The sequence below is a fragment of the Roseibium marinum genome, from assembly GCF_002906165.1.
Classification (GTDB): Bacteria; Pseudomonadota; Alphaproteobacteria; order Rhizobiales; family Stappiaceae; genus Roseibium; species Roseibium marinum.
The window spans coordinates 42,018-61,854 of sequence record NZ_PPCN01000008.1; the positions used below are offsets into that span (position 1 = coordinate 42,018).

The 19,837-nt window shown below is 57.8% G+C and carries 19 protein-coding genes and 1 pseudogene; 11 read left to right on the forward strand and 9 right to left on the reverse strand.

The annotated features are described in order from the left end of the window. Positions 1-33: 33 nt before the first annotated feature. The gene (locus CLV41_RS17290; protein WP_103223682.1) at positions 34-327 is read right to left on the reverse strand and encodes a DUF6916 family protein; all 294 of its coding nucleotides are present in this window, start codon (positions 325-327) and stop codon (positions 34-36) included. Between the two features lie 405 nt (positions 328-732). Between CLV41_RS17290 and CLV41_RS17295 the strand changes: the two genes are divergently transcribed. The 6 genes and pseudogenes from CLV41_RS17295 to CLV41_RS28150 all read left to right on the forward strand — a co-directional run bounded on the left by CLV41_RS17295 (position 733) and on the right by CLV41_RS28150 (position 6,719). After that, a complete protein-coding gene (locus CLV41_RS17295; protein WP_268952669.1) occupies positions 733-1,053 on the forward strand; it encodes an Hpt domain-containing protein in 321 nt (106 codons plus the stop codon). A 487-nt stretch (positions 1,054-1,540) separates the two neighbouring features. Beyond that, a complete protein-coding gene (locus CLV41_RS17305; RefSeq protein ID WP_170107238.1) occupies positions 1,541-4,261 on the forward strand; it encodes a sensor histidine kinase in 2,721 nt (906 codons plus the stop codon). A 249-nt stretch (positions 4,262-4,510) separates the two neighbouring features. Continuing rightward, positions 4,511-4,858 carry a hypothetical protein gene (locus CLV41_RS17310; RefSeq protein WP_103223686.1) on the forward strand — a complete coding sequence of 116 codons (348 nt, stop codon included), beginning with the start codon at positions 4,511-4,513 and terminating at the stop codon, positions 4,856-4,858. Between the two features lie 33 nt (positions 4,859-4,891). Further along, complete coding sequence (locus tag CLV41_RS17315; RefSeq protein ID WP_103223687.1) at positions 4,892-6,205, forward strand: diguanylate cyclase; 1,314 nt, start codon at positions 4,892-4,894, stop codon at positions 6,203-6,205. Between the two features lie 99 nt (positions 6,206-6,304). Further along, positions 6,305-6,448: pseudogene (locus CLV41_RS28145) on the forward strand (IS3 family transposase); the annotation flags it as partial. A 55-nt stretch (positions 6,449-6,503) separates the two neighbouring features. Next, positions 6,504-6,719, forward strand: a complete 216-nt coding sequence (locus tag CLV41_RS28150) for a hypothetical protein (protein WP_146048589.1) — start codon at positions 6,504-6,506, stop codon at positions 6,717-6,719. Positions 6,720-6,831: 112 nt separating this feature from the next. On the opposite strand, the gene CLV41_RS17330 is transcribed toward CLV41_RS28150, so the two are convergent. Both CLV41_RS17330 and CLV41_RS17335 read right to left on the reverse strand, forming a co-directional pair. Next, a complete protein-coding gene (locus tag CLV41_RS17330; protein ID WP_103223689.1) occupies positions 6,832-7,197 on the reverse strand; it encodes a response regulator in 366 nt (121 codons plus the stop codon). A 192-nt stretch (positions 7,198-7,389) separates the two neighbouring features. After that, positions 7,390-8,046, reverse strand: a complete 657-nt coding sequence (locus tag CLV41_RS17335) for a GntR family transcriptional regulator (RefSeq protein WP_103223690.1) — start codon at positions 8,044-8,046, stop codon at positions 7,390-7,392. Between the two features lie 136 nt (positions 8,047-8,182). Here CLV41_RS17335 and dctP point away from each other — a divergent pair, with 136 nt between their 5' ends. The 5 genes from dctP (at position 8,183) to CLV41_RS17360 (ending at position 13,892) form a co-directional block, all read left to right on the forward strand. Next, entirely contained in the window at positions 8,183-9,169 is a 987-nt protein-coding gene (gene dctP, locus CLV41_RS17340) for a TRAP transporter substrate-binding protein DctP (RefSeq protein WP_103223691.1), read from the forward strand. An 85-nt stretch (positions 9,170-9,254) separates the two neighbouring features. Then, positions 9,255-9,803 carry a TRAP transporter small permease gene (locus CLV41_RS17345; protein ID WP_103223692.1) on the forward strand — a complete coding sequence of 183 codons (549 nt, stop codon included), beginning with the start codon at positions 9,255-9,257 and terminating at the stop codon, positions 9,801-9,803. After that, positions 9,803-11,119: a TRAP transporter large permease gene (locus CLV41_RS17350; RefSeq protein WP_103223693.1), complete on the forward strand. Its 1,317-nt coding sequence runs from the start codon at positions 9,803-9,805 to the stop codon at positions 11,117-11,119. The genes CLV41_RS17345 and CLV41_RS17350 overlap by 1 nt, the downstream gene beginning before the upstream one ends. Further along, complete coding sequence (locus tag CLV41_RS17355; RefSeq protein WP_103223694.1) at positions 11,116-12,363, forward strand: malonyl-CoA decarboxylase; 1,248 nt, start codon at positions 11,116-11,118, stop codon at positions 12,361-12,363. The genes CLV41_RS17350 and CLV41_RS17355 overlap by 4 nt, the downstream gene beginning before the upstream one ends. A gap of 11 nt (positions 12,364-12,374) precedes the next feature. Next, a complete protein-coding gene (locus CLV41_RS17360; RefSeq protein WP_103223695.1) occupies positions 12,375-13,892 on the forward strand; it encodes a malonate--CoA ligase in 1,518 nt (505 codons plus the stop codon). Between the two features lie 48 nt (positions 13,893-13,940). Here the strand turns inward: CLV41_RS17360 and CLV41_RS17365 are convergent, their stop codons facing one another. The 6 genes from CLV41_RS17365 to CLV41_RS17390 are packed head-to-tail and all read right to left on the reverse strand — an operon-like array spanning position 13,941 to position 19,759. Next, complete coding sequence (locus CLV41_RS17365; RefSeq protein ID WP_103223696.1) at positions 13,941-15,587, reverse strand: dihydroxyacetone kinase subunit DhaK; 1,647 nt, start codon at positions 15,585-15,587, stop codon at positions 13,941-13,943. Positions 15,588-15,598: 11 nt separating this feature from the next. Further along, positions 15,599-16,594 (reverse strand): ABC transporter ATP-binding protein, encoded by a 996-nt coding sequence (locus CLV41_RS17370; protein WP_103223697.1) that lies wholly within the window; start codon positions 16,592-16,594, stop codon positions 15,599-15,601. After that, positions 16,587-17,684 carry an ABC transporter ATP-binding protein gene (locus tag CLV41_RS17375; RefSeq protein ID WP_103223698.1) on the reverse strand — a complete coding sequence of 366 codons (1,098 nt, stop codon included), beginning with the start codon at positions 17,682-17,684 and terminating at the stop codon, positions 16,587-16,589. The genes CLV41_RS17370 and CLV41_RS17375 overlap by 8 nt, the downstream gene beginning before the upstream one ends. 4 nt (positions 17,685-17,688) lie before the next feature. Beyond that, positions 17,689-17,877: a hypothetical protein gene (locus CLV41_RS17380; protein ID WP_103223699.1), complete on the reverse strand. Its 189-nt coding sequence runs from the start codon at positions 17,875-17,877 to the stop codon at positions 17,689-17,691. Next, the gene (locus CLV41_RS17385) at positions 17,874-18,815 is read right to left on the reverse strand and encodes a carbohydrate ABC transporter permease (RefSeq protein WP_103223700.1); all 942 of its coding nucleotides are present in this window, start codon (positions 18,813-18,815) and stop codon (positions 17,874-17,876) included. Before CLV41_RS17385 ends, CLV41_RS17380 begins: the two co-directional genes overlap by 4 nt. Further along, positions 18,812-19,759 carry a carbohydrate ABC transporter permease gene (locus CLV41_RS17390; protein WP_103223701.1) on the reverse strand — a complete coding sequence of 316 codons (948 nt, stop codon included), beginning with the start codon at positions 19,757-19,759 and terminating at the stop codon, positions 18,812-18,814. The genes CLV41_RS17385 and CLV41_RS17390 overlap by 4 nt, the downstream gene beginning before the upstream one ends. Positions 19,760-19,837: the final 78 nt, after the last annotated feature.

The window sequence follows — 19,837 nt, forward strand, 5'->3', positions numbered from 1 at the left end:
CCTGCGTGCGAAACGGATGTTTGCCGGAAGAGTTCAGGTAAAGACCGCCTCGTACTGGATGCCGGCGGCTTTCTGGGCGACCGGAACCATGAACACGTCTTGCTCACCGAGTTCAGACTGATAGAGCCTGTAGATCGCCTGTTCCAGTACCGGCTCCGGCGGTCCCTGCCACAACACGGAAAACGCGCGCCCTTCCCTCTCTCCCGATCCGATGGATTTCACCTCGACAAGAGAAAAGAGCAGGGTCGGCGACACGGACCGGACCTCGAACGCCTGGTCCACCAGCGTCTCGAAGTCCGCCATGGTCAACATCTGTTTCTCTGTCATTTAGCTCTCCTGCATTTGAACCGGCTCAAGTGGACGATGGATTGCACATGCCGTTCGATACGCTGGTCTGCGGCCCTCAAGGGACGTAGAGAGGCAAGTCTCTGCAATCCGCGGCAAATAGCCAACCATAAGGCAAATCCGCCAACTTGTACCAGAACAAGTTCCACCACATTTCCGCGGAGGAACTCCTTGGCCACCGGCAAATGCAGGGTCATTTCGCTGGAAAGCAACACATCAGAAAAACATTGTAAAAATAGACAGGGATAAAAATAATAATGCAGTATATTGGTAATTGTTACAATAAATAAACTTTAAAAAGAATTTTAATACTTAAGATGGACACTAATAGATACAACGTAATGAGATAACGCGATGAACCGTGTTCTTAAATCAAAGGCAGTGCAAATGGTGTCCGCATTTGAGCGGCGCTTGGACAATGACAAAGGCGAACTCGTTTCGAGCATATCGTCAATTCACGATAGCCAGTTCAATGCCGCCAGCTTCGACAATGTCCGCTACATCGCCCATCGCATAAACGGCGGCGCCGGATTGTTCGATTGCAATGACCTGGCCGAACCAGCCAAGGAAGTCGAGAAACTGGTCGACGACGGCGCGGATACGGATTTGCTCGTCAATGCTGTGCAGGAACTGATCGACCGCATCGAACGGTTGCTTGCCGACGGAATACGCCAGCCGGAATGGATTACATCCCGTCTGGAAAAATGACGCAAGCCGCTGGTCGGCAAGCCTGTAAGGAAGTCAGAAGCGGCGAGCGAAGCTTTCGTCACCCGCCGGATTTGCTTTTTGCAGGGAGAACTTCGTCGAAGCATCTGTTGGTGCTGAAGAGAAGAGATCGAGAAAACGCTCTAGGGTCTGTGGACAATAAGGATTTGGTCGAGGTTTGGATGCAAAACGCCCAGTTCAAGAAGCAAGGTCGCAGGAAGGGTGTTCCCTTTCAAGACATTGGGACGCCGAAATGGGCGTTTTGCGCCAAATCTCTTCGAGACGCGGCGGATTTCGGTCCCGACTGCGTCGGACACCGAAATCCGGCTCGCGCCGCGACCCAAACCTAATTGTCCACAGACCCTGGCGCATCCTGCGTTCGATTGAACGCGGACAAGATGTTCTAACACTTTAAAGCCGATTAACTTTTTGACCTGCAGTCGTTTCCGATTGGATGTCTGTTGATCTAGAGGCGAAACAGAGGCCCACCGTGTCATTCAAGAAGAAGAGCCTGTTTGGAAAGATTGCTGCGGAACTGCACGAGTTGAAGATTCGCCCCAGCCTCAAGAAGCGGACCCTGATCCTCACCGCGTTCTGTGTCGCCCTCTCCACACTCACGATCGGCACGCTTTCCTATGTCCGCATCAGATCTGAAACACTTCATCTGGCGGAAACGCATCTTGCTACCGAAGCCCAGTTGCTCTCCCAGAGGTTCAGCTTCGACTATCACCTGATCGCCAACGACCTGAGAACGGTTTCCGAGACGCCGCCGCTCCAGGGACTGATCCGCAGTATGAAAAATGATGGTGTCGATCCTTTGGACGGTTCCACCGACGCGCTCTGGCGCTCACGTCTCGCAACCATCTTTCAAGCCGTCCTTCGGGGACGGCCGGAATATTTCCAGTTCCGGTATATCGGTGTGGAAGATGCCGGGCGGGAACTCGTCCGTGTCGACCGGACACGGTATGGATTGAAAGTGAAGGAAAGCGAAGAGCTTCAACAGAAGAAACAGGAATCCTATTTCAAATACGCGGTACAGGCACCTTCCGGGGAAGTTGTCTTTTCCGACATCTCCTACAACCGGGAATACGGTCAGCAGGACGGCGCCTACATCGCTACGTTGCGCGGTATGATGCCGATCGACGATGACGACGGGAACCGGTTCGGCTTTCTCGTCATAAACGTCAACTACGAGACGATGCTGAAATCCGCTTTTTCCGAAATCAACCCGGAGCAACATACATTTGTTGTCAACGGATCGGGCGATTTCATGGAGCACAGCCTCGGCATGCGGCAGACTGTCCACAGGCTCGAGATGAATGGCAGTCTGACACGCCCGCTGCCGGACATTGTGCGGCGGGTTCAGGAAACCACGGAAAACCAGGGGCTGTTCTATACGCCGGATGAGGTTGGATATTTCATCCGCGATACAAGCTACTTTTCCCAGGCTTCGGCCAATCTGGGTGTCATCGTCACCGTCTCGAGGAAAGACTGGTACGCCGCGGCGACTCAAAGCCGCAACGAAGTCCTGATCGTCGGACTCATCGTCATATCAATCAGCACCTTGATCGCGGTCGTTTTCACCAGGTCCATGATGCAGCCGCTATCGGATCTTGCCGACGCCGTCCGCCATTCCAGCGACGAGGACAGTCTCGAATATCTTCCCACGGAGCGAAACGACGAAATCGGCGAACTGGCGTCCGCCATTCAAAAACGAAATTCTGAACTCATGGAGAGCCGCACCCGCGCGTCGGCGATCGTTAACAATGTCGTCGATGGACTCATTCTGATCGATGGCTATGGTCTGATCGAGCAGTTCAATCCGAGTTGCGAACGCATGTTCGGCTATACCGCGTCCGAAGCTATCGGATGCAATATCAAGACGCTCATGAAACCGGAAGATGCGAAACCCCATGACGGCTATCTTAAGCGCTACAGAGACGGACTTGGGGGGCGAACGCTCGATATCACCCGCGAACTCGAAGCCGTTGACAAGTCCGGTCGGATATTCCCGATCGAACTTTCAATCAACGCGGTCAAGTTTAACGGCACGACAAAATTCAGCGGTGTGATTCGCGACATCAGCCAGCGCAGGGAAATAGATCGTTTGCGCAGGGAATTTGTCTCCACCGTCAGCCACGAATTGAGAACGCCACTTACCTCCATCCGGGGATCGCTGACACTGATCGACACCCTCGCGCCGGACGATTTGCCGCCCAAAGTGTTCCAGTTGATTGGCATGGCCCGAAAAAACACGGAACGGCTGATCCAACTCGTCAACGAAATACTCGATTTTGAAAAGTTGCGCGCGAACAAAACCAAATTCGAGATGAAGGTCCTGGATCTCAACAGCGAAATCGAAAAGGCGCTGGAGCTCAATCAGGGCTACGCGGACGATGCCGGTATTCAGCTTGACGCGGAACTGGCGAGCAATGAAATCCTCGTCTCCCTGGAATCCACGAAATTCCAGCAGATCATGAGCAATCTGATCTCAAACGCGGTGAAGTTTTCTAACAAAGGACATACGGTTACGCTCCGGACCATGGTTTCCAGGCGCAAGGGCAGGATCGAAGTCGTGGACAAGGGTGTGGGGATTGACGAAAATTTCAGGAAGCACATCTTTCAAGCCTTCTCCCAGGCCGATGGCAGCGCGACCAGGAGCGAGGGCGGCACAGGTCTCGGTCTGAATATATCCAAAAGCTTCGTCGAAGGGATGCACGGTCAGATCGGCTTTGATAGCCTGGTTGGCTCGGGAACCACCTTCTGGGTGGAATTCCCCTTGCAGGTAGCCAACGGACTTGGCGGAAATCCGTTACCAAATCCGGCGGATACCCGGCTGCTTGGTCTGCATCTGGAAGACGACAATGACTTTCATACGGTTCTTGCCGCCGGGCTGGAGCCTGATCTCGATCTGGTTCATGTCAGGACGGTTGAAGAAGCCAGGCGGCGGCTGGACGAACAAGAATTCGACATCGTTATCCTCGACCGGCTGATAGAAGACGGCGACGGATTGGACCTTATCCAGTTCATTCCTGCTCCCGAGCGCACCAAAATCCTGGTGGTGACGGCGGTCGATGAGAATGTTCAGCACATCCACGTCGATGCGACACTGATCAAGGCCAAGACACGTCCGGGGGAGTTCGCTGCAAGGGTATCGGAGCTGGTTGAAGAGATAAAACAGAGAAAAAGCCGCGTGTCAGGAGCGGCCTGAAACCGAAGGTTTTTTTTCAAACCAGTGAGAAATATAACGACCGACATCGATAAATATACCAACACCATTATTACAATTAACATAATAGTAGCGGCAATTAAACTAAGTATTTATTGTCAAATATTACATTAAAATCCATATTTCGATAAATTAGTTCAAGATTATTGTTAAATCTTACAATAAAAATACATAAAAGTATCTTAATACATAGATGGCATTCTATTGAGCGCAACCTTAAAGGGAAGCCGCATGACAGATGCTCTGAAAACCAAGACCGCACAACTTGTAGCAGCGTATGAACGGCGCCTGGACAAGGACAAGAGTGAACTCGTTTCCAGCCTGGCGGCGGTTCGCAACGGCAATGCAACAAATGGATTTGAAATCGTCCGCTACATAGCGCACCGGCTCGTCGGAAGCGCTCACTTGTTCGGATGTGACGATCTCGATCTCCCTGCCAGAACTGTCGAAAAAATGGTCGATTGCGGCGCGGATACCAGCCTCATTATTCAGGCGGTGAATAAACTCGTTGAACAGATCGACCAGTCCTTGCTCGCCGGACTGGAGCAACCGGACTGGTTAGATCCGCACGCAGATTGAATTCACAGCTGAAGAGCAACGAAAGTTTGCGCAATGGAAAGTAATTCCAAAGAAAATTCATTATTTTATGATGATAATCATCAAGAAATCACAATTATATCTCCGAATAAAATTGTGATTGTTGTTGATACTGAGAACAACATCAAAGAAATTTCGCGCACCCTGGGTGAATTCGGACTCGAAGTTGTCCAATACACGGAAAATTTTCCTGCGGAATCAGCCACCGTAGCCCTGATCAATCCAAAAATGGACCCGCAATTCGAGCTATGCAAGTCGCTCAGCAAAAAATGCAAGGTCCTGTTAACAACCGATGATCGGGCTTTCGAGTTCAAGATCATGGCAGTGCATATGGGAGCCAAGGGATTACTGAGCCTGCCCGTGAACGCTGTTGAGGTTTTGTCCAACCTTGAGGAAACCCGCAAATCCGACATGCCCGAAGCCCGTGTTCTGATTATCGACGATGATGAACTCACAGCAACGGTCTATGCGCTGGCTCTGGAAAAGTGCGGTTTGCGCGTAGAGATCATCCACGATCCGCTTCAGGCTGAAGCCACTATTGAAGACTTTCGTCCGGATCTGGTGATCATGGATATCGACATGCCGCAAGCCAACGGTATTGATGTCGCGCAGGCGATCCGTCTGGATCCCGCTTATACGTCACTTCCAATCATGTTCTTGTCTTCCATCTACCAGAAAGACATTCAGGAGCTGGCCCGGGAGATTGGCGGCGACGATTTTATCAAGAAGCCTGTCGACGTGAATTATCTCGTGAAAATGGTACGGATGCGCGCCGCGAGGGCTGTTGAACTCCGCCAGATCATGGTTCGCGATGGCCTGACTGGTCTTTTGAACCATGTCGCGTTCAAGGAACGGCTGACTGGTGAACTGAACCGCAGCAAACGAACCATGGCGGCCTTTACCGTTGCCCTGCTTGATCTTGATCACTTCAAGTCGATCAATGACACCTATGGTCACCAGGTCGGTGACACAGTCATCCAGACCTTTGCGACGTTGCTGAAAAACTCATTCCGAAACATCGATATCATCGCGCGTTACGGTGGGGAGGAATTCGCCATCATCCTTCTCGATGCGACACCGGACCAGTCGGAAAAGACGATCAATCGAATTCGAAGCGCGTTCGAGCACATTGAGTTCAGCGCCACGAACAGAAAGTTCCATGTAACGTTCAGTTGCGGTCTGGCAGGATCCAATGCGAACACTTCGGAGGAAGCACTTCTTTCCGCGGCGGATATAGCTCTTTATCAAGCCAAGGCCAATGGCCGCAATTGTGTTTGCATGCAGTCTTCCGGATCAGAGTTTCTGAATACCGCCAACCTTAAGGAATAGAGATCCCAAATCTGGCTTTCGGGAAAACACTTCTTGGAGACTGAAGATGCAAAACCGCATGACGGTTATCTCCAGCGCTACAGGCACGGACTGGGCGGCAGAACGATCTTCCAGACCCGCGCCGTCGCCGAATTGGCCTTTGGCCGATACATCGACGGCTTCTACAATCCACGCCGGAGACATTCCGCATTGGGATACAAATCGCCGGTATCATTCGTGGCCGAAATGGCCATCACAGAGTGAAAGCCTCTCCACTAAATCGGAGCAAGTCCACATCAGGGATGGCGAAGGATTGGACGTGATCCAGTTCATTCCAAACCGGCAGAATACGAAAACCGTTGTGGTGACGGCTATTGACGAGAATATCGAGCATATCCATGTTGACGCAACCCTGATCAAATCGAAGACTCGGCCGGGTGAACTCTTGGAAAAATTTACTGGTCTGATCGAAGAGATAAAATTGAAAAAGAACTATTCTGCGGAGCAGTCGGAGCAGGAACGGTCCCCGAATTGACCATTTGAAGGTCACCAGGATCTTCGGCGGTTTCCGCCAACAAATCGGTCTCTCTGACCCCATCTCGCTCTAGGTCACGACCCCATGAATGAGGATGAAATGGGTCCGTGCCCTAGGCTAGCATGGCCTTGATTTCACCTGCCAGGCTTGTCGGATCGAATGGCTTGGAAATCACCCCGACCGCTCCAAGTGCTTCCAGCTTCGCGATGTCTTCCTGCATCGATTTGGCAGTGATGAAAATCACTGGGATTTCCGCCGTCTCGCTGTCCTTCTTGAGATAGCGGAACGTCGTTGGTCCATCCATTTCCGGCATCATGAAATCCAGCAGGATCACGTCCGGTTTCCACTCGCGGGCCGTGTTCAGCGCTTCCCGGCCCGACATCACGCATCGAACCTCATAGGCGCCGTCGAGATCGAGACACATCTCGACAATCGTTGCGATATCCTCGTCATCGTCGACATAGAGGGCTTTGAGCATCCCGTGACTCCCTGCAGGGCTTCTTGCGGATTTCTTTCGGACCGAAATTAGTCTCTTACCGCGTCAGTTGCCAGCGCCTCGGGCCTTTTAAATCACTTATACCCAAGGTCGCGCGAACAGGATCGCTCTTCGGCTTTTACCGCATCGCTGGCGCAAGCCGATCTCCGGTTCCGGTCCGGGAGGATCGGCCGGTTATTCAGCCGCCGGCTTGAGGCGGGCGATCAGATGGTGGAATTTTTCCCCCTGGACGGACACGTGCTGCCGAATTGCCTCAGCCGCTCTTTCGCCGTCGGCATCGCCGATAGCGGCGACAATCGCCTCGTGTTCCGCCATCGACTGGCTCATGCGCCCGCGAACGCGCAGTTGCACCCTGCGGAAGGGTTGCAGGCGGCGTTGAAGGCGGAGGCATTCCTGCTCCAGGAAAGCATTGCCGGACTGCCGGTACAGGATCGCGTGAAAACGCTCGTTTTCACGGTAGTAGGTGTCGGTATCCTGTGCCTCGACGACGGACTTGCAGCGTTTGTTGGCGTCGAGGAGGTTCTTGAAACCCTCGTCCGAAATGCGCGAGGCGGCGAGACGGGCACAAACCGCTTCAAGCTCGGCCATGACCTCGAACATCTCCAGAAGCTCAACGGGGCCGGGCTGACGGACGAACACGCCCCTGCGCGGGATCTGCTCAACCAGGCCGGACTGCGTAAGCCGTTGCAAAGCTTCACGAACGGGTGTTCTGGAAACCGAGAAACGGTTGGCCAGCTGGACCTCGTCCAGTCTCTCGCCATCGGCGAAAGTACCGTCGAAAATCAGTCCTTCCAGGTCATCGGCAATACAGTCGGCGCGTCTTCGTTCCATGATGTTGCATTTAGCATAAGCCTTTTTAGCGCGCAATATTGCCATTCTTGTATACAAAAAGGCTTGACAAAAAAACATGACATAAGGGTAAGATCATGTCCCGGTCCCAGAACCGGAACTTCCAGGGAGGAATAAAATGCACTTCAAACTCTCAGCGTCCGTTGCGGCCGTGGCGCTCTTTGCCGGCGCGCTTACGGCAAACGCCACAGAACTGCGCCTGTCGCATCAATGGTCGAACGGCGATGTCCGTCACAAGGTCGCGCAGATGGTCGCCGATGACGTCGCCGCCGCGGACGTCGACCTCGACATCAAGATTTTCCCCTCGCAGTCGCTCTTGAAGGCCCGCGAACAATATAAGCCCCTCAGCCGCGGCCTGCTCGACATGACGGTCCTGCCGCTCAGCTATGCCGGCGGACAGCAGCCTGCATACAATCTCACCCTTATGCCGGGTCTGGTGAAAAACCACGATCACGCCGCACGGTTGAACGAAAGCCCGTTCATGGATGCCATTGAGGGGATCATGGCGGAAGACGACGTCATGGTCCTCGTCCATGGCTATCTGGCAGGTGGTTTTGCCGGCAAGGAAAAATGCATCACCAAGCCTGACGATATGCCGGGTCTTCAGACCCGTGCGGCCGGCAAGGCTTTCGAACAGATGCTTGCGGGCGCGGGTGCATCCATCGCTTCCATGTCCTCTTCGGAAATCTACAACGCCATGCAGTCCGGCGTGCTGGATGCGGCCAATACGTCCTCGTCCTCCTTCGTCAGCTACCGGATCTACGAGCAGGTCTCCTGCTACACCCCCGCCGGGGAATACGCGCTCTGGTTCATGTATCAGCCGCTTCTCATGAACAAGTCCACCTTCGAGGGACTGAACGAGGACCAGCAGAAAGCCCTGCTTTCCGCTTCCGAAAAGGCGCAGGCCTTTTATCTTGAAGAAGCCAAGAAGGAAGATGCTGCATCGGCGCAGGTTTTCCGCGACAATGACGTGGAGATCGCGGCCATGACGGAAGCGGACTTCGAAGCCTGGCGGGCCCTGGCCAAGGAAACGTCCTACAAGGCGTTTGTGGAGGAAACTCCCAATGGACAAGAGCTTCTCGACCTGGCGCTGTCGGTCAACTGACGCACCGGGACACGATCTGAACCGGGGCGGCGGTCAGCCGCCCCGCAAAACGCCTTCTACCCGATTTCATTCGAAGGAGTGACCCATGGCGGGCCACAGTACGGCTGCGGTTGCGTATGCCGGCAACAATCCCTTTCTGCGCGGCGTTGCGGCGATCTCGACTGTCGCCGGCTGGTGTTCCGCGGCGATGATCGTCATTGCCGTCGCCATCACCTGCCAGATGATATTCGTGCGTTTCGTGCTGAACGCCTCCACCGTCTGGCAGACCGAGGCGGTCATCTATCTCGTCATTACCGCCACGCTTGTCGGCCTTCCCTATGTTCAGCGCCTGCGCGGGCATGTGAATGTCGATCTGTTTCCTCTGTCGCTTGGCCCGCGCGCAAGATATTTTCTTGCCTGTCTGACGCTTTCCACTTCGTCCCTGATCGTCGCCGTGATGCTCTACTACGGTTTTGAATACTGGCACTTTGCCTGGGCGCGCGGGTGGACATCGGACACGGTCTGGGGTGTCAGGCTGTGGATCCCCTATCTGTCGATCCCGGTCGGCTTCGGCCTGCTTCTTTTGCAACTGGTCGCGGATCTCTTTGCCGTCCTGACCGGACTGGAAAAACCCTTCGGATTGGAGGACGCCTGATGGATCCGCTTTTTCTCGGCCTGCTGGTCGCCGTGACCACAATCCTCGTCCTGTTCTCCGGCGTCTCGGTCGCCATCGGCCTCCTGATCGTTTCGGCCGGTTTCCTACTCGCTTTCGACGGCTCGCGCTCCCTTGAATTGATGCCGGAAATCTTTTTCGGCAAGCTCGACAATTTTGCGCTCCTGTCGATCCCCATGTTCATCATCATGGGGGCCTCCATCGCCTCCACCCGGGCCGGTGCGGACCTTTACGAAGCGCTCGAGCGCTGGCTGACGCGCATTCCCGGCGGACTGGTGGTCTCCAATCTCGGCGCCTGCGCCCTGTTCGCCGCCATGTCGGGCTCCTCGCCCGCGACCTGCGCCGCCATCGGCAAGATGGGCATTCCGGAAATGCGCAAGCGCGGCTATCCCGATGGCGTCGCCGCCGGGTCCATTGCCGCCGGTGGCACCCTGGGCATTCTCATCCCGCCGTCGGTCACCATGATCGTCTACGGTATCGCAACGGAAACATCGATCGGCCGCCTGTTCTTGGCCGGCGTCATTCCCGGCCTGATGCTGATGGGCCTGTTCATGGCCTGGTCGCTTTATTCGACCTGGCGAAGTGGCAACGCCAGTGTCCTGAGCGCGGGCAGCTATTCCTGGAAACAGAGATTCGAGATCCTGCCGCGCGTCCTGCCTTTCCTGGCAATCATTCTCGGTGTTCTCTACGCCATGTACGGAGGTGTCGCGACGCCATCGGAAACCGCCGCCGTGGGGGCGCTGTTGTGCCTGTTGATCGCCATGATCATCTACAAGCTCTGGAGTCTGGCCGCCTTGTGGGTCGTTCTGCGCGACAGCACCAAGGAAAGCGTGATGATCCTTTTCATCATCGCCGCCGCGGGTGTGTTCTCCTATATGCTCTCCTCGCTGTTCATCACCCAGGCCATCGCGGAATGGATCGGAACGCTTGACGTCAACCGTTGGGTCCTGATGGCGGCCATCAACGGGTTCCTGCTGATCGCCGGCTTTTTCCTGCCGCCGGTCGCCGTCATCCTGATGGCCGCGCCGATCCTTTTGCCAATCATTGTCGCGGCCAACTTCGACCCTGTCTGGTTCGCCGTCGTGCTGACCATCAACATGGAAATCGGCCTGATTTCCCCTCCCGTCGGCCTGAACCTTTATGTTATCAACGGCATCGCGCCCGATATCTCGCTGAAAACGATCCTCACCGGATCGCTGCCTTATGTGGCCTGCATGGTATTCGCGATCTTTTTGCTGTGCCTGTTTCCGGATCTGGCCACCTGGCTGCCCGACACTGTCATGGGAGCACCTAAATGACCTTTCTGGCGGACATCCTCTCAACGGTGTTCGAGAGAAGATATCGCTTCAGAACATCCGACAAGACGGATGGCAGGCCGCTGGAGGCGCTCGTCGCCGACCTGATCGGTGCGACCGGCGAAGTCTCCGGCGTCACAATGGCCCGGCAGATTCTCAGCCGCTATGCCACTCTGGACGACGATGACAAGCGGGCTTTCTTCCGTCATCTTGCCGAGGACCTGACCATCTCGGCGCCCGCGGTCCGGGCCGCGCTGGAGACCTATGAAAAAGGCCAGTCGAAGGCCAGCTATCAAGCCTTCATGGAAGCTGTCGAACCGCCCCGCCAGGAACTGATCCGCCGTCTCAACCAGGTTCCCGATGCAACGCGCTCGCTGGTCAGGATGAGGGAGGATCTTTTGCGGCTCGGCCGTGACGACGATGCGCTGCAGGCGCTTGATATGGATTTCCGCCACCTGTTCGGAAGCTGGTTCAACCGTGGCTTCCTGGTTCTCAGGCCCATCAGCTGGGAGAGCCCTGCGCAATTGCTGGAAAAGATCATCGCCTATGAAGCAGTCCATGCGATCGACAGCTGGGACGACCTGAGGCGCCGCCTGGAACCAGCCGACCGGCGCTGCTTCGCCTTTCTCCATCCGGCCATGCCCGACGAACCGCTGATTTTTGTCGAGGTGGCGCTGACCAGGGGCGTGCCCGGATCGATCCAGGACCTGCTTGCCGGCAACCGCGACATGATCGACGCCGAGCGCGCGGACACGGCGGTTTTCTACTCGATTTCAAACTGCCAGGAAGGGCTCGCCGGAATTTCCTTCGGCAATTCGCTCATCAAGCAGGTCGTCACCGATCTTTCCATCGAACTGCCCGGCCTGAAGACCTTCGTCACCCTGTCACCGATCCCCGGACTGGTGCGCAAGCTCAAGAAGGACGGCAGGTCATACGACCCGGCTGACGACGAACGGATGCGGAGCCTTGCCGCGAATTATCTTCTCACCGCCAAACGCGAGGACGGCCTGCCTCTCGATCCTGTCGCCCGGTTCCATCTCGGCAACGGGGCGAAGATACACCAGGTTCATGCCCGGGCCGACATTTCGGAAAAAGGCATGCAGCAATCCGCCGGCGTCATGGTCAACTATCTCTACGACCTTGCGAAGGTTGCGCAGAACCACGAGCGCTTCGCCTCCAGCCACACCATCGCCGCATCCTCGGAAATCCGGTCGCTGAGCGCGTCCGCCGAAGAAGCTCTCGTTTAGGATCGCATACCATGACCAACCCACTCTATGACCGGATGTTCGGCAAACATGCAGGCAAGGACACCCCGTTCCTTTACCTGCCGGACGGGACAGTCCTGAGTCATGCGGACTTCCTGGAAAAAGCGGCACGGATTGCCCATGTTCTGACGGAAAACGGACTGCGGCCGGGAGACCGCCTGGCCGCACAGGTCGAAAAATCGCCCATGGCGCTTGCGCTCTACGCCGCCTGTGTTCAGGCCGGTGTCGTCTTCCTGCCGCTGAATACCGCCTACACCGTTGATGAATTGAGCTATTTCATCGAAAACAGCGGCGCCAGGACCGTCGTCTGCGATGATGCCCGCAAGACGTCGCTGGCACCGGTCGCCGCTGAAATGAACGCGCGCATTGAAACGCTGAACGCCGACGGGTCCGGCTCATTGACCGCTCTCGCCGGGGCCATGCCCGCGAATTATCCGACCGCCGAACGGAACGAGGACGATCTCGCCGCCTTTCTTTACACCTCCGGCACCACCGGCCGGTCGAAAGGCGCGATGCTGACGCAGAAGAACCTCTTGTCCAATGCCGAAACGCTCGCTGGACACTGGCGCTTCTCGGCTGGCGACGTGCTGCTGCACGCCCTGCCGATCTTCCACACGCACGGCCTCTTCGTCGCGACCAACATCACGCTGGAAGCCGGGTCATCGATGATTTTCCTGCCAAAATTCGACGTGGATGCGATGATAGAATGGATGCCCAGGGCGACAGCGATGATGGGCGTACCCACCTTCTACACCCGGCTGCTGCAGGATCCCAGGTTCACCCGGGACCTGACAAGTCACATGCGTCTGTTCATTTCCGGCAGTGCACCCCTGCTTGCCGACACGCATCAGGAGTTCGAGAAGCGAACCGGTCACCGCATCCTGGAACGCTACGGGATGACCGAAACCAACATGAATACCTCCAACCCCTATGACGGCGAGCGCCGGGCCGGAACGGTCGGCTTCGCGCTGCCCGGTGTGGAGTTGAAGATCACCGATCCGGAAACCGGCGAGACCTTGCCCCAGGGGACCGTCGGCCAGATCGAGGTGCGCGGCCCCAACGTTTTCAAGGGCTATTGGCAAATGCCCGAGAAGACCGCGGCGGAACTGCGCGAAGACGGTTTCTTCATCACCGGCGACCTTGGCCTGATCGACGCCGACGGCTATGTCCATATCGTCGGCCGCAACAAGGACCTGATCATCTCCGGTGGCTACAACATCTATCCCAAGGAAATCGAACTGGTCCTCGATGCCCAGCCCGGCGTCCAGGAGAGCGCCGTCATCGGCGTGCCCCATGCCGACTTTGGCGAGACGGTTCTCGGCCTCATTGTTCCCGCCCCCGGCGAGACACCGGACCTGGAAGCGGTCATGTCGGCCGCCGGATCGTCGCTGGCACGCTTCAAGCATCCGCGCAAACTCGTCCTCGTCGACAGCCTGCCGCGCAACACGATGGGCAAGGTCCAGAAAAACGTCCTGCGGGAGCAATACGGCGACATGTTTGTGAGCGCATAAAAAATCCGGCAGACCGCCATTGAGACGGGCTGCCGGAAGGTTTCCCGCTCAAGCGGTCCGGGAGGAGAGGACCGGCTGGGCGGCAAGCTGTTCGAAAAGGCGCGCAACCGCTTCCGCGCCCGGGTCGTTATGGCCGGAAAGGTTCGCTTCGGAGACATAGCTGGCCCGCCCGGCCCGGGCGCGCGTGATGCGCGCCGTGGCATCCGCTCCCTGACGCGCCTCCCGTGCGGCCTCCCCGATACCCTTCTCCAGCGCGTTCAGCGCCGGCATCAGCGCATCGATCATGGTCCGGTCTCCGGGTTGGGCGCCGCCAACCTGCATGATCCGGTCAAGACCCGCCTTCAGCGCGCCGATCGCATTGCGTCCGCTGGAGGAGGCATCCCCGGCCGCCGCGAAGAAGATCGCCAGCAGAACACCGGACGAACCGCCCATGGTCTGGCTGAGTTCAAGACCGATCGCCCGGTAGAGCTGGGTGAGGTCGGCGAGAGGCAGTCGGTCGAGAGCCTTGATCAGCGCACGCGCGGCAGTCGCCAGCGTATTGCCCGTGTCGCCGTCCCCGGATTTGGCATCGAGCGCGTTCAGATCGGCCTCGGCCGCAATCAGGATATTGCAGCAATTCTCGATGAACCCCCGCATGTCGGCGTTCTTTGACGGCAGCGGCTGTATCGGCGCCAGGCCATCCGGCAGAGGTAGGATGGACACCGGCCCGAGCGCCAGGCAGCCCGGCCAGACCCACGGCGCCACCGGGGCTTGGAGCGCCGCCTCATCCGTCTTGCTGACCGGCAGCAGCGATACGGAAAAACCGTGCATGTCCAGCGAGGTCATCATCGCGGCAGGCCCGATCAGCCAGCGGATCTGACCGCCGATGCGCGACAGGGTCAGCTCTTCGGCGAGCACCGCCATTTCCAGAGGTGTCGTACCACCGAGATTGTTGAGGATCGCCACATGCGGACCGGGGGTCAGACTGGGCGCCAGCCGGTCGACCACCATTGCCATGGCGGCCTTGGCATTGGAAAAATCGACCTGCTCGACACCGGCCTCTCCATGAATACCGAGGCCCAGTTCCGCCTTGCCCTTTTCGATACGCGCCTCTTTCGGAGACCCGGGGATCGTGCATGTGTCCAGTGACATGCCGATGGAGATCGCCCCGCGGATCACACGCTGCGCGGCTTCGCTCACGGTCTCCAGATCCGCCCCCTGGTCGGCCAGCGCACCGGCGATCTTGTGCACGAACAGCGTTCCGGCAACCCCGCGCGCCTGCGGCAGGTCCGGCAGGGCGACATCGTCGTCGACGATCACCATCTTGACCTTCAAGCCGAAGGCCCGCGCCCGCTCCGCCGCCAGGCCGAAATTGAGCCGGTCGCCGGTATAATTCTTGACGATCAGCAGGCAGCCGGCCTTGCCCGTGACTGCCAGGATGCCGGCAAGGACCGCATCCACGGACGGCGAGGCGAAGACTTCTCCGCAGACGGCGGCCGTCAGCATGCCCTGCCCGACAAAACCGGCATGGCTCGGCTCGTGTCCCGAGCCGCCGCCGGAGACCAGCGCCACCTTGGATCTGTCCCAGTCGGTCCGCACCACCACCTTGATATGCGGATAGCCGTCCAGACGGGCAAGTCGGCCACCGGCTGTCCGCAAGGTCCCGTCGATGGCCTCGGTGACGAGCGTTTCCTTCGAGTTGATGAACTGCTTCATATCCCGTCTCCTCAGGCGATACGCGCGCCGCTGGCGTCAAAGAAAAGCGGTTTGCGCGGTTGAATGGCGACGGTATCGCCAGGTTCATAATTCTTGCGGTTTTCCGAAAGGGTGACGATGTCATGGCCTTCGAGCGAGAGATGCAGACGGATCTGGTCGCCAAGATGCTCCACCCGCCTCACATCGCAGGCCTTGCCCTCCCCTTGCGAAATATGCTCCGGCCGCAGACCGATTGTTTTCGCGCCGGTCGGCGCTCCGGCGAACATGTCCGCGGGCAGCACATTGATCCGGGGCTGACCGAGGCGCCCCGCCACATAAAGATTGACCGGATTTTCATAGATCTCCCGCGGTGACCCGAACTGCACCAGCCTGCCCTGATCGAGAACCCCGACATGGGTTGCCATGGTCATCGCCTCGATCTGGTCATGGGTGACGTAGAGCAGCGTCGCGCCCGTGTTTTCCTGGATGCGCTTCAGCTCGATACGCAGGTCCGAGCGCAGTTTCGCATCCAGCGAACTCAGAGGTTCGTCCATCAGGTAGATGGACGGATTACGCACCAGCGCCCGGCCGATGGAGACGCGCTGCATCTCGCCGCCGGAGAGATTTGTCGCCCGGTTGTTGAGCTTGTGCGAAATCTTCAGGACTTCAGCGACTTCCGCCACCTTGCGGTCGATCAGGTCCTCCGGCGTCTTCAGAAGCGGTGAGCGCAGCGGAAAGGCCAGGTTGTCCCTGACACTCAGATGCGGATAAAGCGAATACTGCTGGAACACCATGGCGACGTTGCGCTGCGCCGGCGTATCCTTGACCACCGACCGCCCGCTAATTACCACATCCCCCGTATCGGGCTGTTCCAGCCCGGCGATCAGCCGCAGGATCGTCGTCTTGCCGGCGCCCGTCGGGCCGAGCAGCGTGACGAAAGCCCCATTCGGAATGCTCATGGTAACCTTATCGACGGCGAGTGTGGCCCCGAAGGATTTCGAGAGCCCGGAAAGCTTGACCTCAGACATGGGACAGCACTCCCTCGTTCAGCTCCGACCGCAACGCCCTGCCTGTCTGGTTGTCGAACAGCGTGACGGCGGCGCCATGGAATTCCAGACCGACATTTTCTCCCGCCCGGACCGGCTGATCCGAGGGGATCCGCGCCTTCAATTCTCCGTTGCCGGTGTTCAGTGTCACGATCTGCGTCGTGCCGAGATATTCACTGGCGATCACCTCGCCGCGATAGGTTCCGCCGTCGCTCAGGGAAATGTGCTCCGGCCGGATGCCGTACACCAGGTCGCCCTCAAACGGTTCCTGCAACCTTGGCACCTCAAGTTCCTCGTGATGCACGACAACTGTGTTGGAACCTGCATGCACCTGCCCGTGAAACCTCAGGAAATTCATTGACGGCGAACCGATGAAATCGGCGACGAACATGGTGGCCGGCTTGTCGTAGATGTCCCTCGGTGTGCCGAACTGCTCGATCACCCCGTGGTTCATGACGACGATCTTGTCGCCCATCTGCATGGCTTCAAGCTGGTCGTGGGTCACATAGACCGTGGTTGCATTCATGCGATCATGCAGCGCGCGCAACTCCTCCGCCATGTGTTCGCGGAACTCGGCGTCGAGCGCGCCGAGCGGCTCATCCATCATGAAGGCCTTGGGATCGCGGACGATGGCGCGCCCCAGCGCCACCCGTTGCCGGTCGCCGCCGGACAGCCCGCTCACCGGACGGTCGAGAATGTCGCCAATGCCCAGGATGCGGGAGACCTCATCGACCTTTTCCGCGACCTGCTGTTTCGGCATGCCCTGGCTGACCAGCGGATAGCTGATGTTCCTGCGCACGTTCATATGCGGATAAAGGGCGAACATCTGGAAGACGAAAGCGATGTCCCGCTTGCGCGCCGGTCTCTGCCCGACTTCCTCCCCGTCGATATAGATCTCTCCGGAGGTCGGCAGTTCCAGCCCGGCGATCATCCTGAGCGTGGTGGTCTTGCCGCAGCCGGATGGCCCCAGCAGCATGAAGAACTCTCCGTCCTCGATCTTGAAGGAGGAAGACTGCACGGCCGTGAAGTCGCCGAACTCCTTCCTGAGGTTTCTGATCACGATTTCGGCCATGGCGTTATTCCGGAAAATGGCTGACGACGAGGAACATCACCGTTCCGGTCAGCGTGACAATGAAGGAATAGGTGTAGGCCCACAGGACCAGGGGCTGCATCAGCATGATCACGCCAACGGCAATCAGCAGGGATGCGAGCAGTTCCCAGGCCCCGCGGCGGAAGCGGAACAGACCGCTGATGAAGGCGCTCATTTGCGTACCGCTCCAAAGGTAATTCCGCGCAGGAGATGCTTGCGCAGCAAGATGGTGAACACCATGACCGGCACCAGGAACAGCGTCGCGCCCGCCGCCACCGCCGGCCAGTCCTGGCCGCCAACGCCGATAATGGTTGGAATGAAGGGGGGTGCGGTCTGGGCCGTGCCGGAAGTAAGCAGCACCGCGAAGGCATATTCGTTCCACGAGAAGATCAGGCAGAAGATGGCGGTCGATGCGATCCCCGTGGCCGCCTGCGGCAGCACGACCTTGTAGAAGGCCTGAAACCGCGTATAGCCGTCGATGAGCGCCGCCTCCTCGTATTCGCGCGGAATCTCGTCGATGAACCCCTTCAAGAGCCAGACCGCAAGCGAGATATTCACCGCCGTATAAAGCAGGATCATGCCCAGATGGGTATCCGACAACCCGAGGGTTCTGAACATCAGGAAGATCGGAATGGCGACCGCGATCGGCGGCATCATCCGTGTCGACAGGATGAAGAACAGGAGATCGTCCTTCATCGGCACCTTGAACCTGGAAAAGGCATAGGCGGCCAGTGTCCCGAGGAAGACCGACAGGAATGTCGACCCGAAACCGATGATCACGGAGTTGAGGAACCGCTCGCCGTAGCGGGACGGACCGGCGATCACCATATCGCGGTTGCGGACGATCTGTTCATACCAGGAGGCGGGTGGCGGCAGGGCTTCCAACTGTTCAGCCGTGACCCGCGTGCGGGTGGTGAAGAGGTTCACATAGCCTTCCAGAGACGGCTCGAAGAGCACCTTCGGCGGATAGGCGATGGCATCGACGGGCGACTTGAACCCGGTTGTCAGGATCCAGACCAGTGGCAGCAGCGTGATGACCGCATAGGCGATGACCAGCGTACCGGCCACCCACTTCTGCCGCGAAGACGGTTCGGTGATCGAATAGCTGCTCATCTTTCTTTCACCTTGTTGAGAGCTTTGACGTAGATCGAGGCAAGGCCGAAGACGGTGACGAACAGGATGATCGCGTAGGCGGAGGCATACCCCGTGCGCCATTTCTCGAAGGCTTCGCGCTTGAGATTGATCGAGGTGAGTTCCGTCACCGAGCCCGGCCCGCCACCGGTGAGCTGGACGACAAGATCGAACATCTTGAAGTTTTCGATGCCGCGGAACAGGACGGCCAGCATGAGGAAAGGCAGCACCATGGGTACGGTGATCGTCCAGAATTGCCGCCACTTGCTGGCCCGGTCGATTTCCGCCGCCTCATAGATATAGTCCGGTATCGATCGCAGCCCCGCCAGACATATGAGCATGACGAAGGGGGTCCACATCCAGGTGTCGACGATCACGATGGACCAGGGCGCCAGCGCGACATCCCCGATCATCTGAAATGACGAGGGGTCGGCCCCGGTCAAAAATGAGATGCCGTAATTGAACAAGCCGATCTGCGGCTGATAGAGGAAGGTCCAGAAATTCCCGACCACCGCCGGCGACAGCATCATCGGCAGCACGATCAGCGTCGTCCAAAGATCGTTGCCCTTGAATTTCCGGTTGATCAGCCAGGCCAGGGTGAAACCGATCAGCACCTGCAGGAAAATCGTCCAGAACAGGAAATGCGCCGTCGCCTGCATCGTCAGCCAGATGTCGCCGTCGGTCAGGATGCGCTCGTAGTTGCGCAAGCCGACATAGTCGACGTCCCTGTTCGGCCGGTTGGCGCGGAAATTGGTGAAGCTCAGATTGATCGTCCAGATCAGCGGAAAGATGTTTACCGCGAGCAGCAGGAAAATGGTCGGCGCGACAAAAAGCCAGGCAATCGTGCGGTCGGAAAGCCCTCTGATTTTTGCGGCAACGGAAGGCGGCGTTGCTTTTACCACTCGGTCGATTGGGGTGTCGGACATATGACGCTCTTTTGGAGAAACAGATCCGGATGGATCCCGGCCGGCCGGTCATTGCGGGTCAGCCTGACCCGGCAGCCC